Genomic DNA, 12,572 nt, shown 5'->3' on the forward strand with positions numbered 1-12,572 from the left:
GACATGCTCTTGCAGACAGTCCGTCCAAACATCGTGCAATCGATCCGGGCCTACCGGGTCGATGACCTGCAGAAGGCGGCGCGCCATGCCGAGCAGCACTTCCTGTACGCCAACCTGACCGACGCCCAGTCCAAGCAGGAAGTCCTGGAAACCATTGCCGAGGCGTTCCTGTTCCCGGCGCATTTCGGCAAGAACCTCGACGCGCTGTTCGACTGCATGACGGACCTCGTCCACAAGGCAGGGCAACAGCCCGGCTTCGTCGTCGTCCTGGAGCAGCTTCCGGACAACCCTCGCTTCGACCGCGAGGCGCGAGAGCAGTTGCTCGACGTGTTCCGCGATGCCGCGGATTTCTGGGCGGAGCGGAAGATCCCGTTCAGGTGCTTCTATTCTTTTCAGTAGCCCGCTCCCAAGAATCAGGGTCATGGGAGCGGGCGACGGAAGTGGCCCCCGGCGTCAGCAGCAACAACAACGGGACCGGCAGCGACAAGCCGGTCAAGACCGCGGCCAAGACGGCCGCCAACGGCAGCTTCGGAGCGAACATGCCGCTCATGAGCAGCGCCTTCGATACCGCGATGTGGCTGACCGCCGCCTAACCTGAGGTCGGGCGGGGCGGCGGCGTGGCCGGCAGCGCTTGCCGGCCCATCGCCGCGGCGAGATCGAGATATTCCTGCACCGCGACCTCCTCGGCACGTCGTTGCACGTCGAACGGCGCGGTGCCGCCGCGGGCTTCGAGCCAGCGGCCGAGTGTGTGGCGCAGAAGCTTGCGACGCTGCGAGAAGGCGACCGAGACGATCTCGGCGAGCAGCGCGCGGTCGACGCCACCGGTGTGCGGCAGCGGCTTCATGCGGACGACCGACGACCACACTCGCGGCGGCGGAGCGAAGGCCTCCGGCGCGACGTCGAACAGCGACTCGATGGCATAGCGCCACTGCAGCATGACGCTGAGGCGGCCGTAGTCTTTGCCACCGGGCGCCGCGGCCATCCGTTCGACGACCTCGCGCTGCAGCATGAAGTGCTGGTCCTCGATGCGCTCGGCCGACTCGAGCAGGTGAAAGAGGATCGGCGTGGAGATGTTGTAAGGCAGGTTGCCGAACACCCGCAGCTTGCCGCCGCTCCCCGCGGGGCCGGCGAGAATCGAGAAGTCCACCGCGAGCGCATCGGCCTCGATCACCTCGAGGCCGGGCGTTCGCCGCAGGCGGGCGATGAGGTCGCGATCGAGCTCGATCACGGTTAACTGCCTGCAGCGCGCGAGGATCGGCACCGTGATCGCGCCACGGCCGGGGCCGATCTCCACCAGCGCCTGGCCGGGCAGCGGGTCGATGGCGCCGACGATGCGGTGCACGACCGCGTCGTCGGCGAGGAAGTGCTGCCCGAAGCGCTTGCGGGCGAACGGGGGCAAGGGCGTGGGCAGGGCGAGCCGCTACTGCGGCGGGTCCCGCAACTCGATGTAGGCGCGCCCGCGCAAGTCGCGCAGCCACTCGGCATAGGCGGCCTCGAACTTCTCCTCGCGGAGGACGTTGCGGGCCTGCTCGCGCTGCTGGCGCTCGTCGAGCGTGACCTGGCGGCGGTCGACCACCTGGATCAGGTGCACGCCGAAGCGCGTCGCCACCGGGTCGGAGATGCCGCCGACGGGAAGCTCGGCCAGGGCCTCGTCGAACTCGGGCACGAAGGACCCAGGCGAGGACCACCCCAGATCGCCGCCCTGGGCGGCGCTGCCGTCCTGCGAGTTCTCCCGCGCAAGCGCCTCGAAGGTGCGGGTGCCGGCCGCGATCTCGCGCTTGAACTGGGCCAGCCGCCGTGCCGCGGTCTCGGTGGTGAGCTCGACCGAAGGGCGGAGCAGGATGTGGCGGGCACGCGTCTGGCCGACGCTGAAGGCCGGCGCTTCCTTGCGCTCGACGAGCTTGAGGACATGGAAGCCGGCACCGCTGCGCAGCAGCTCGGGGGTGACTTCGCCCGGCTTCAGCGGCAGAACCGCCCGGACGAAGAGATCGGGCAGGCGGCCGGCCGGCCGCAGGCCGATCTCGCCGCCCTGGGCCCGGTTGCCGTCTTCCGAGAGCTCGCGGGCGACGGTGGCAAAGGCCTCCCCGGCGCGAATGCGGCGCAGCGCCGACGCGGCGCGCTCGCGGCGCTCGGAAACCACGGCCTCGCTCGCGCCTTCCGGGACCGTGACAAGCACCTGCGCCACGTTGAGCTCGGGCTCGCCCCGCGACGCGCCGCGCCGCGCCTCGAGCCAGGCATCGACCTCGGCGTCGGTGACGCGAATCCGGTTCACGACCTCGCGTTCGCGGACGCGCTCGACCATCATCTGGTCGCGGATGCCGTCGCGAAAGCGGTTGTAGGTGATCCCTTCCCGGCGCAGGCGCTCGCGCAGCTCGGCCACCGTGATCTGGTTCTGCGCCGCGACGCTGGCCACGGCCCGGTCGATCTCGGGCTCGTCGATCCGCGAGCCGGACTCGCGCGCGTTGGTGACGAGCACCCGCTCGTCGATCAGCGCATCGAGCACCTGCTGGCGCAGCACGGGAGGCGCCGGCAGCGGCGTCCGGTTGCGCACCGCCTCCTCGCGAATGCGGGCGAGCCGTTGCTGCAGCTCGCTTGCTGTGACGAGCTCCTGGTTGACCACGGCGACGATGTAGTCGCCGGTCTGGGCCGAGGCGCAGGAGCCGGCCAGGGCGATCGCCAGAGCCGCGAGTGCGCGCCGGCACGGAAGATGGAGGTCAGTCATACGGGGTGAACGGTGTGATCGTGGTGCGCTCCTCGCGCAGCAGCTGATAGCCCGGCACATTGTCCTTCAAGACCCTGAGCGGATTCGATCCGAGCCGGGACAGACCGACGAGTTCCAACTGGACCAGGAGTCGGGTCGTCGCTTCGCTGCGGCCGGTGGACAGCCGTTCGGCAACGATGCGGCCGATCCAGCATCCGGCGTCGTATTCGAAGCCGGCGATCGAGTCGGTCAGGCGCCGGTCGCGGGTGCTGTAGTTGACGCGGCCGACGCTGTACAGCGTGCCCTTGCAGTTTCTCGCCGCCGCCGTTTCGGTCGTGCCGCGCGCGCTTGGCGTCGGGCCGTAGACCGGCCACTGCCAGCCGAACTCGACCTGCTCGCTCAGCCCGCGCGACAGGCGATACGCCAGGCCGACGGTGCGAAAGGGACCGGGCGAGTAGCGAACCGCGGCCACCGAACGACCGATGCGTCGACTGTCGGGGTTGTACTGGGCCGCGGCGTCGAAGGTCCAGTTCGGCACCAGGGTGGTCGAACCCAGGATCAGCACGTCGGAAAAGCGTCGCTCGAGCGGCGTGCCGTCTGGGGTAATGCGCTGGTCGCGGAACAGGTAGCGCTGGGCGATGCCCACGCGCAGGGCCTCGACCCCGGTGTTGGGATCGAGCACGCGCGAGGTCACGCCGGCCGTCAGCTGGTGCGAATCGGAGATGCGGTCGACGCCGGAAAAGGTGTTTTCCGTGAAGATCGAGTCGAAGTTGAAGTCCTTCGGCGCGGCGTCGAAGTTCGGCAGGTCGAGTTGCTTTCGGTAGGGCGTGTTGACGTAGAAGAGCCGGGGCTCGAGCGTCTGCGTCACGTCGCGGCCAAAGAAGCGGGCCGGCCGCACCAGGGTCCAGGCGCTGTCGACGCTGAGCGTCGGCACGACTCGGGTCGCCGTACGCCGCTCGCCCGCGGCGATGCGGTCGAGCGAATACGAGGCGGCATTGAAGGACAGCCGCGGCGTCAGGGCCCAGCCGGGGCTCAGGAAGGGGCGGCTGAGGCTGCCCAGCGCGTGCAGGCGCAGCCCCGTCGGCCGGTTCCCCACATACCTGTCGTCGGGGTTGGTGAAGCGGTTGAACTCGGTCTCGAAGGCCACCTGCAGGCCGCTCCGCCAGGGCATGTCGTAGCGGGCGCCGATCTGCGGCGCGCGCTCGTAGGGCGAGTCGATGCGCGTGGTTGGGTCGTCGGTCTGCAGCACCTGCCAGCGCACGGCGCGGGCGTAGCTGGTCCAGTCGCCGAAGGGCCGCGACACGAGCAGGTCGGTCGGCAGCAGCCGCGGCGTCGGCGTCCTCAGCTCGCGCGGGAAGTCCTTCCAGTAGTCGTCGTCGGAGACGCGCAGGACCTTCAGCTGCGTGAACGCGTCGTACGGGAGCAGCCCTTCGTGGTCGAGGCGCAGCGAATAGCGGGAGCGATCCGCCTCGGCGTCGCGGGGCATGATCTTGTATGCCACTTCGCCGGCGAAGCGCGGCTCGAGGTAGCGGAACTCCGTGTCCAGGGCCGGACCGCGCCGCGTGCTCTGCGACAGCGTGAACGTGGCGTCGCGGTTGGGCGCGATGTTCCAGTAGTAGGGAATCGCTGCCTGGAAGCCGCTTCGGCTGTCGAGGCCGAAGCTCGGCGGCAGGAAGCCGGACTTGCGTGCATCCGTGAGCGGGAAGCTGAGCACCGGCGAGGCCAGGATGGGCACGCCGTAGAAGCGCAGAACCGCGTCGCGAGCGACGCCTTCGTTCGTCTCGTTGTCGATGCGCAGCTCGCGCGTCTTGATGATCCAGACCGGCTCCTCCTGGTCGCCTTCGGCGATGCAGCTGGAGTAGGTGGCGTCGACGGCGATCGCGCGGTGGTCGTCGATCAGCTCGACGCGGCTGGCCTTGCCGCCGGCGCCGGTCCGCGCGAAGCGGTAGGTCGGCTCGCGGAAGAAGCCCTGGAAGCGCTCCACCTGCAGCTGCAGTTCGGGCCCGCTGAAGACGTTGCCGTCGCGGCTCACGACGACGTTGCCGGTGGCCCGGGCGATGTCTTCGGCATGGTCGTAGTTCAGCTGGTCGGCGCGGATGACGACCGCACCGCGGCGGAACTCGACCTCGCCGCTCGCCTGCGCGTCGAGGTCGGGCCGGGCCCGCAGCTCGCGGGCGCGCAGGATGATCGGCAGCTGCCGCGCTGCATCGCCGCGCGGCGGCGCCTGCAAGGTGTCGGCGCCGCGAAGGGCAATGCCGGAGACGGGGTCCGACGCTGCGCTCGCGGGGGGCACGGGCGCGGCGGCCCGTTCGATCGCGGTGGCACCGGAGGGTGTCGGAGTCGCGGCCGTCGGCTGCGCCGGGGTCGCCCCTGCAAACGAGCCGAGCAGGGCGCCCAGCAGGCCGGTCCGCAGGCGTCCATCCGTTCGGGCAAAGGGGGGGCGGCGGTGGGCGGGGGCTCGACGCACTGGGCGGGGCAGGCGAAGCAGGCTGGGGGTGGGGGATCCGGTGTGCGCGAGTGGGCGCCCCCGGCAAAGTCGATGCCGCGCCTCGCAGGCCTGAGCATCGATTTGTAGAATCGATTATCCACGAGGCCTGCCGCCGACGGCACCGCCCGAGGCCTTCCCGCTTTGACTTCCCCGACCACACCGCCCCCCCGCATCGACTGGGCCGATCCCTCCCGTTCGCTCGCGTTCGCGGCCTGGTTCGATGCCGTCGCGCCGCGCCACGGCATCGAACCGGCGAGCCTGCGACCGGCGTCGAGCGATGCCAGCTTCCGGCGCTACTTCCGTGCCGACCGGGCCGGCGGTGGCACCGTGGTCGTGATGGATGCGCCGCCGCCGCAGGAAGACGTGCGGCCTTTCGTGCACGTCGCCGGGCTCATCGCCGGTGCCGGGCTGAACGCGCCGCGCGTCCTTGAGGCCGACGTCGCGAACGGCTTTCTCCTCCTCGACGACCTTGGCGACCAGCTCTACCTGCGGGTACTGCAGCAAGCCGTCGCCGGCGACGATTCCCGCCGCGTGCAGTCGCTCATGCGCGACGCCATCGGCGCCCTGCTGATCTGGCAGCTGCGCGTGCCGGCAGACGGCCTGCCGCCGTACGACGATGCCCTGCTGCGGCGCGAGCTTGCCCTCTTCCCCGAGTGGTGCGTCGTGGCGCACTGCGGGGTCGCCTGCACCGAGTCCGCGGGTGAGCCGGGGCTTTCCTCGTGCGCCCTGCTCGTGGCCAGCGCGCTGGCCCAGCCGCGGGTCGCGGTGCACCGCGACTGGATGCCGCGCAACCTCATGGTCGCCGACCCGAACCCCGGCATCCTCGACTTCCAGGATGCGGTCTCGGGGCCGATCGCCTACGACCTCGCGTCGCTGCTGCGCGACGCCTTCATCTCGTGGAGCGAGGAGGAGGAGCTGGACTGGGCCGTCCGCTACTGGGATGCCGCTCGGCATGCCGGCCTGCCCGTCGGCACCGACTTCGGCGAGTTCTGGCGCAGCCTCGAGTGGATGGGCCTGCAGCGGCACCTGAAGGTGCTCGGCATCTTCGCGCGCCTGCGCCATCGCGACGGCAAGCCCGCCTACAGCGAGGACCTGCCGCGCTTCTTCGCCTATGCCCACAAGACGGCGACCCGCTATGCGCCGCTGCGGCCGCTGGCCCGCCTGCTCGAGCCGCTGATGGGCGCGACGCGGATCGAAGCCTTCCACTGAACCGGCCGGGCGGAGTGCGGCCTTGCTGCGCCTGACCGAGCTCCGCCTGCCGCTCGAGCACGGGGAGGCGGCATTGCGCCGGGCGGTGCTGGCTAAGCTCGGCCTTGCCGACGCGGCGCTGCGCAGCCTGAAGGTGGTCAAGCGCGGCCACGACGCACGCAAGCGGGCCGCGATCGTCTTCGTGTACACGGTCGACTGCGAGGTCGAAGGCGAAGCGGCGGTGCTCGCCGCGCACGCGACCGACCCGCATGTCCGCGCCGCGCCGGACACCCGCTATCGCTTCGTCGCCGATGCCCGGGCCGTCGCCGCCCGTGCCGCATCGGCCCGGCCGCTGGTCGTCGGCTTCGGACCCTGCGGCCTGTTCACTGCGCTCGTGCTGGCGCAGATGGGTCTTCGCCCGATCGTCCTCGAACGCGGCAAGCCGGTGCGCGAGCGCACTCGCGACACCTGGCGCCTGTGGCGGCAGGGCGTGCTCGAGCCCGAGTCGAACGTGCTGTTCGGCGAGGGCGGTGCCGGCACCTTCTCCGACGGCAAGCTGTGGAGCCAGATCAGCGACCCGCGCCATCTCACGCGCAAGGTCCTGGACGAGTTCGTGCAGGCCGGCGCGCCGGAGGAGATCCTCTTCGTCGCCAAGCCGCACATCGGCACCTTCCGCCTCGTCGGCGTCGTCGAGAAGATGCGCGCGGAGATCGAGCGCCTCGGCGGCGAGGTCCGCTTCGCGACGCGCGTGGTCGACGTGGCGATCGAAGGCGGCGCGGTGCGCGGCGTGACGGTCGAGTGCGGCGGCGAGCGCAGCGGGATCGAGGCGGCGCAGGTCGTGCTCGCGCTCGGGCACAGCGCCCGCGACACCTTCGCCATGCTGCATGAACGCGGCGTCGCGATGGAGGCGAAGCCGTTCTCGATCGGCTTGCGCATCGAGCACCCCCAGGGCCTGGTCGACCGCGCCCGCTTCGGGGTCCACGCCGGGCATCCGCTGCTCGGCGCCGCCGACTACCGGCTCGTCCACCACGCCGGCAACGGCCGCTCGGTCTACAGCTTCTGCATGTGCCCGGGCGGGACCGTCGTCGCCGCCACCTCGGAGCCCGGCCGCGTCGTCACCAACGGCATGAGCCAGTACTCTCGCAACGAACGCAACGCCAATGCCGGCATCGTCGTCGGTCTCGTGCCGGACGATGTGCGCGCCGATCCCGGCGCGCAGGGCCCCGTGCATCCGCTCGACGGCATCGCCTTCCAGCGGTTCTGGGAATCGCGTGCCTTCGTGCTCGGCGGCGGCGACTACGCCGCGCCCGGCCAGCGCGTCGGCGATTTCCTGGCCGGCCGTGCCTCGACGGCCTTCGGCGCCGTCCTGCCGTCGTACACGCCCGCCGTGCGCCCGACCGATCTCGCCGCTGCGGGCAACGAGAGCCTGCCGCGCTACGCCATCGAGGCGATCCGCGAAGCGATCTCGGCCTTCGAGCGCCAGCTTGCCGGCTTCGCCATCGGCGACGCCGTACTCACCGGCGTCGAGACGCGGACCTCGTCGCCGCTGCGCATCCCGCGCGGTCGCGACCACCGGCAAAGCCTCAACGTGCGCGGCCTCTACCCGGCCGGCGAGGGCGCGGGCTACGCCGGCGGAATCATGTCGGCGGCGGTCGACGGCATCGAAACCGCCGAAGCGGTGGCCATGGCGATGGCCGGCGGCGACTGAGGGCGAACGACGCACCCGGCTCCGTCCGGGTGCCGCGCGCTCGGCTCAGCCCAAGGCCGACCGACGCTGGCGCCGCCGCGCCATCGCCCCGACCAGACCCAGGCCCGCCAGCAGCATGGCGTAGGTCTCGGGCTCGGGGACGGCGCTGACCACTGGAGGGATCGGCTCAAGGTTCTGGTTGAACCAGATGTAGTGGTTGGCGACCACCGTGTTGAGGCCCGCCGTGTTCGAGCCCTGCAGGACCACCGAGTCGCCCGACCCGTTGCCGAAGCCCACGGCGGCGGTCTGGCTGGTGTCGGTGGCCTCCCAGGGCATCGCCTTGTAGAAGAAGCCGATCTGCCCCTCGCCCACCGGGATCACGTAGTTGGTACCGCGAACCACCATCTGGAAGCTGTCGAGCAGATCGCTGCGCGAGCTGTAGCGGCCCACGTTGTCCCAGGTCAGGATCGTCTGGTTGGCGATGTCGTTGCGCAGGCGCAGGACGCCGCTCGAGCTCCCGCGGGTGTCGACGTCGCCGAACCAGATCGAGATGATCGGCTGGTTGACGCCGGTCGGCCCGGTTGGCTCGTACGCCGAGATGCCGTTGCCGAAGCTCATGTTGCCGTTGTTATTGGCGAAGAACTGGGTGTAGTTCGTGCCGAAGAAGCTGAGGGTGTAGCCGAAGTCGATCGGGCCCCTGAAGCCGTCGTCGTTGCGCCCGCTCGCCACGCCGACGCCGGCGGCGTTGCCGCCGCCCGTCATGACGACGACGTCGCCGATGCCGCCGCCGATCATGTCCGTGTAGTACTGGCCGGACGGCGTCAGCGCGCTTTGCGGCACGATGGTCTGCGCCGCGGCGGCCGGCAGGCTGACGGTGCAGGCGAATGCCAGGGCGACAGCGCACAGATTCGCACGCGCGTAAAAAGAGGTGGCAGGCATTGGAATCCTCGACATCGGGAGGGCGTCAAACCCAGGCAAAGGCGTGTAACGGATGCAACGATGCACCCCGGGTGCCCGCGGTGACATCCCGCGTTCATGGGGCCGGCGCCGACGTCAAGCGCCCTCAGGGGCAGGCCGCCATCACCTGTGCCACTGCGGCCGTGAGCTTCTTGCCATACGGCACGTGCAGGAACTCGTTCGGGCCGTGCGCGTTGCTCTTCGGGCCGAGGACGCCGCAGACCATCATCTGCGCCGCCGGGAAGCTCTGCTGGAGCATCGACATCAGCGGGATGGTCCCGCCCTGGCCGATGTAGCCGCAGGGAGCGCCGTAGTGCGCCTGCGAAGCGGAATCCAGCGCGCTCGCCAGCCACGGTGCGAGCTCCGGCGCGTTCCAGCCCGTGGTGCCGCCGGCTGCGTCTGTCGCCTGCGCCCCGGTGTGGAAGGTGACCTTGGCGTTGTAGGGCGCGTTGTCCTCGAGGAGCCTCTTCAGCGTCTGGGCCGCGATGTTGCCGTCGACGAGCGGCGGCGTGCGCAGGCTCAGCTTGAAGGCGGTGGCCGGGCGCAGCACGTTGCCGGCGTCCTTCAGGGCCGGAAAGCCGTCGACGCCGGTGACGCTGAGCGTCGGCCGCCAGGTCCGGTTGATGAGCGCCTCGACCGGGTCGGTGGTCGTGGGCAGGGTCGGGCCGCCGTCCGCCCCGCAGGCCCAGGGGAAGCGCTTCCACACCTCGTCGCCGAGGATCTGCGCCGTCGCCTTCGCCTGCTCGATACGGTCGGCAGGAATGGCGCAGTGAAAGCTCTCGGGCAGGAGCCGGCCGGTCTTGGCGTCTTCGAGCCGGTCGAGCACCTGGCGCAGGATGCGGAAGCTGGAGGGCACCAGCCCGCTCGCGTCGCCCGAATGCACGCCCTCGGTGAGGATCTCGACCTTCAGCGTGCCGGTGATGTTGCCGCGCAGGCTGGTCGTGAGCCAGAGCTGGTCGTAGCTCCCGGCACCGCTGTCGAGGCAGACGACGAGTCCGACGCGGCCGAGCCGGTTCTTCAGGGCGTCGACGTAGACCGGCAGGTCGAACGAGCCGCTTTCCTCGCAGGTCTCGATCAGGCCGACGCAGCGCGGGCGGGCGATGCCCTGCCGGTCGAGCGCCTGGATGGCGGTGATGGCGGCGTAGATCGCGTAGCCGTCGTCGGCCCCGCCGCGGCCGTACAGCAGGCCGCCTTCGTAGCGCGGCGTCCACGGTCCGAAGCCCGCCTTCCAGCCGCTGAATTCCGGCTGCTTGTCGAGGTGGCCGTAGAGGCAGATCGTCTGCGCGTCCTGGTTGTTGCCGCCCGGCCGCGTCGCCGGCACCTCGAAGAAGATGACCGGCGTGCGGCCCTCGAGGCGAATCACCTCGAGCCGGAGGCCGGCGACCTTCTGCCGCTCGACCCAGGCGGCGGCGTCGCGGACGACGCGGTCGAGAAAGCCGTTGGCGCGCCAGTCGGCGTCGAAGGCCGGGCTCTTCGCCGGGATGGCGATGTAGTCGGTGATCTGCGGAACGATCTCCTCGTCCCAGGCGCGCTCGGCGAAGCGGCCGATGGCCTCCGCTTCGTCGCGCTGGATCGGTTGCAGCGGGTCGCGAGCATTCATGGCGGGTTCCTCTTGGGGGAGTGAGTCAGTGTATCGAGCCAGTCGCCGAGCACCTGCAGCACCTGCGCCTGCTCGGGCTCGTTGAAGATCTCGTGGAAGAGAGCCGGGAACGCGTGCGTCGTGACCACGCCGGCCGGCGCTGCCGCCGCGACGGCGGCGCTGCCCGCCGGCGCGACGATGCGGTCGCTGCCGCCGTAGAGCAGCAGCGTCGGCACGGTCCAGCGCGGCGCCATGGCGCGGGCCGTGTCGCCGCCGTCGACGATGAAGCGGGCCAGGCGCGGCGCGATGCGGTCGTGCACGAGCGGGTCGGCCACGTACGCCGCCACCACCGCCGGATCGCGCGAGATCCCTTCGGGCTTCAGGCCGTTGCCGACGGCCAGGTTCGGCGTCACCGGGCCGAGCGTCGCGAGCATCGCCTTTTGCGCCATCGACATGCTTGTCGCCAAGGCCGGCGACGAGAGCACGAGCGCGTCGACGGGGCGGTACCAGCCCGGCCGCGGCGACTCGAGTCCGCCCGCCACGAAGCGGGCCGCGACCGTCCCGCCCATGCTGTGCCCGAGCAGGACCAGGCGCGGGGGCGCCTCGGCGTGGACCCGGTCGAGCACCGGCGCGAGATCGGCGAGTAGGTCGTCGGCGGCGCCGAGCCGGCCGCGCTCGCCTTCGCTCGCGCCGTGGCCGCGCTGGTCGAAGGCGACGACAGCCCAGCCGCGCGCGTTGAGGCTGGCCGCGACGTGCGCGTAGCGGCCGACGTGCTCGCCGAGCCCGTGCACGATGACAATCGTGCCCCGGCCACCGCCCGCGGGCCAGCGGCGGCCGTGCAGCGCCAGGCCGTCGTGCGTTCGAATCGTCGGCTCCATCCCACACCCCCTGCCATGATCAGCGACAGCAAAGAATTCTTCCAGCTTGCGCAGCACGACGACGGCGTCGCCCATCTTGCGCTGAACCGCCCCGAGCGATGGAACACCATGACGCCGGCGTTCTTCCCGGCCGTGCGCGACGCCGTCCGCGGCCTCGACGACGCCGGCAAGACGCGGGCCCTCGTAATCTCCTCCACCGGCAAGCACTTCTCGGCCGGGATGGCGCTCGAGGTCTTCGCCGGCGACGATCTCATGCTATCGGTGCGCACCGCGCGCGAGCGGCTGGCCTTCCAGCGTTCGCTGGCGCGCCTGATCGACTGCTTCAGCGCCCTCGACGAAGCGCGCTTCCCCGTCGTCTGCGCCGTCCAGGGCGGCTGCATCGGCGGCGCGCTCGATCTCGCCACCGCCTGCGACATCCGCCTGTGCAGCGCCGATGCCTTCTTCACGGTGCAGGAGATCTCGATCGGCATGGCCGCCGACCTCGGCGTCCTGCAGCGCCTGCCGAAGCTGGTCCCGCAGGGCGTCGCCCGCGAGATGGCCTACACCGGCGAGCGGCTGGGTGCCGAGCGCGCGCTGCAGGTCGGCCTGGTCAACGCCGTGCTGCCCGACATCGGCGCGCTGCACGAGCGGGCCCTGGCCCTGGCGCGGACGATCGCCGCGAAGTCGCCACTGGCCATCGCCGGCAGCAAGCTGGCCCTCAACCATGCCCGCGACCACTCGACCACCGCCGCGCTCGAGCAGATGACGCTGCTGCAGAGCGCGATCTTCGACACCGGCGAGATGGCAACGGCGATCGCGGCGTGGAAGGCGAAGGGGCCGGCGACGTTCGAGGCGCTGAGCGGCGCAGGCCCGCTCTGACGGCCGAGAGGGTGACGCCTTCGCCACGCGGGGGCCGCCGGGCGCCCGGCCCTCGTGGCGCCGAACGGCGAGGCCGGGTCAGCGGCCTTCGAAGCGAGGCGGGCTCTTGTCGAGGAAGGCGGCGATCCCGGCCGCGAAATCGCGTGTTCGCGTGCTGGCCCGGAACTGCTCGGCTTCGGCCTCCAGCTGGCTGGCCAGGTCGTGGTCGAAGGCCTGCCGCAGCAGCCGCTTCAGCC

Annotated in this window: 11 protein-coding genes; 5 read left to right on the top strand and 6 right to left on the bottom strand. The window is 71.1% G+C overall.

What is annotated here, in order from left to right; translation table 11 throughout:
* The first annotated feature begins 3 nt into the window (after positions 1–3).
* On the top strand, positions 4–399 hold the full coding sequence (locus tag AC30N0_RS18415) for a barstar family protein (RefSeq protein WP_489519349.1): 396 nt from the start codon (positions 4–6) through the stop codon (positions 397–399).
* A gap of 41 nt (positions 400–440) precedes the next feature.
* Positions 441–593 (top strand): hypothetical protein, encoded by a 153-nt coding sequence (locus tag AC30N0_RS18420; protein ID WP_489519339.1) that lies wholly within the window; start codon positions 441–443, stop codon positions 591–593.
* Here the strand turns inward: AC30N0_RS18420 and rsmA are convergent.
* Genes rsmA through AC30N0_RS18435 form a run of 3 tightly spaced genes read right to left on the bottom strand, consistent with a single transcriptional unit; the run spans position 590 to position 4,994 of the window.
* Positions 590–1,399 carry a 16S rRNA (adenine(1518)-N(6)/adenine(1519)-N(6))-dimethyltransferase RsmA gene (rsmA, locus tag AC30N0_RS18425; RefSeq protein ID WP_489519340.1) on the bottom strand — a complete coding sequence of 270 codons (810 nt, stop codon included), beginning with the start codon at positions 1,397–1,399 and terminating at the stop codon, positions 590–592. The genes AC30N0_RS18420 and rsmA overlap by 4 nt on opposite strands.
* A gap of 21 nt (positions 1,400–1,420) precedes the next feature.
* Positions 1,421–2,722, bottom strand: a complete 1,302-nt coding sequence (locus AC30N0_RS18430) for a peptidylprolyl isomerase (protein WP_489519341.1) — start codon at positions 2,720–2,722, stop codon at positions 1,421–1,423.
* Positions 2,715–4,994 carry an LPS-assembly protein LptD gene (locus AC30N0_RS18435; RefSeq protein ID WP_489519342.1) on the bottom strand — a complete coding sequence of 760 codons (2,280 nt, stop codon included), beginning with the start codon at positions 4,992–4,994 and terminating at the stop codon, positions 2,715–2,717. The genes AC30N0_RS18430 and AC30N0_RS18435 overlap by 8 nt, the downstream gene beginning before the upstream one ends.
* A gap of 336 nt (positions 4,995–5,330) precedes the next feature.
* On the opposite strand from AC30N0_RS18435, the gene AC30N0_RS18440 reads away from it, so the two are divergent.
* Together AC30N0_RS18440 and AC30N0_RS18445 are read left to right on the top strand one after the other, a co-directional pair.
* A complete protein-coding gene (locus tag AC30N0_RS18440; RefSeq protein ID WP_489519343.1) occupies positions 5,331–6,398 on the top strand; it encodes an aminoglycoside phosphotransferase family protein in 1,068 nt (355 codons plus the stop codon).
* Positions 6,399–6,420: 22 nt separating this feature from the next.
* Entirely contained in the window at positions 6,421–8,085 is a 1,665-nt protein-coding gene (locus AC30N0_RS18445; RefSeq protein ID WP_489519344.1) for an NAD(P)/FAD-dependent oxidoreductase, read from the top strand.
* Positions 8,086–8,130: 45 nt separating this feature from the next.
* On the opposite strand, the gene AC30N0_RS18450 is transcribed toward AC30N0_RS18445, so the two are convergent.
* The 3 genes from AC30N0_RS18450 to AC30N0_RS18460 form a co-directional block, all read right to left on the bottom strand.
* Positions 8,131–9,003, bottom strand: a complete 873-nt coding sequence (locus AC30N0_RS18450; protein ID WP_489519345.1) for a PEPxxWA-CTERM sorting domain-containing protein — start codon at positions 9,001–9,003, stop codon at positions 8,131–8,133.
* A 124-nt stretch (positions 9,004–9,127) separates the two neighbouring features.
* On the bottom strand, positions 9,128–10,621 hold the full coding sequence (locus AC30N0_RS18455) for a M20 family metallopeptidase (protein ID WP_489519346.1): 1,494 nt from the start codon (positions 10,619–10,621) through the stop codon (positions 9,128–9,130).
* Entirely contained in the window at positions 10,618–11,478 is an 861-nt protein-coding gene (locus AC30N0_RS18460) for an alpha/beta hydrolase (protein ID WP_489519347.1), read from the bottom strand. The genes AC30N0_RS18455 and AC30N0_RS18460 overlap by 4 nt, the downstream gene beginning before the upstream one ends.
* A gap of 15 nt (positions 11,479–11,493) precedes the next feature.
* On the opposite strand from AC30N0_RS18460, the gene AC30N0_RS18465 reads away from it, so the two are divergent.
* Positions 11,494–12,336, top strand: a complete 843-nt coding sequence (locus AC30N0_RS18465; RefSeq protein WP_489519348.1) for an enoyl-CoA hydratase-related protein — start codon at positions 11,494–11,496, stop codon at positions 12,334–12,336.
* Positions 12,337–12,572 lie beyond the last annotated feature (236 nt).

It is taken from the genome of Rhizobacter sp. (genome assembly GCF_031412495.1).
GTDB lineage: Bacteria > Pseudomonadota > Gammaproteobacteria > Burkholderiales > Burkholderiaceae_C > Schlegelella_A.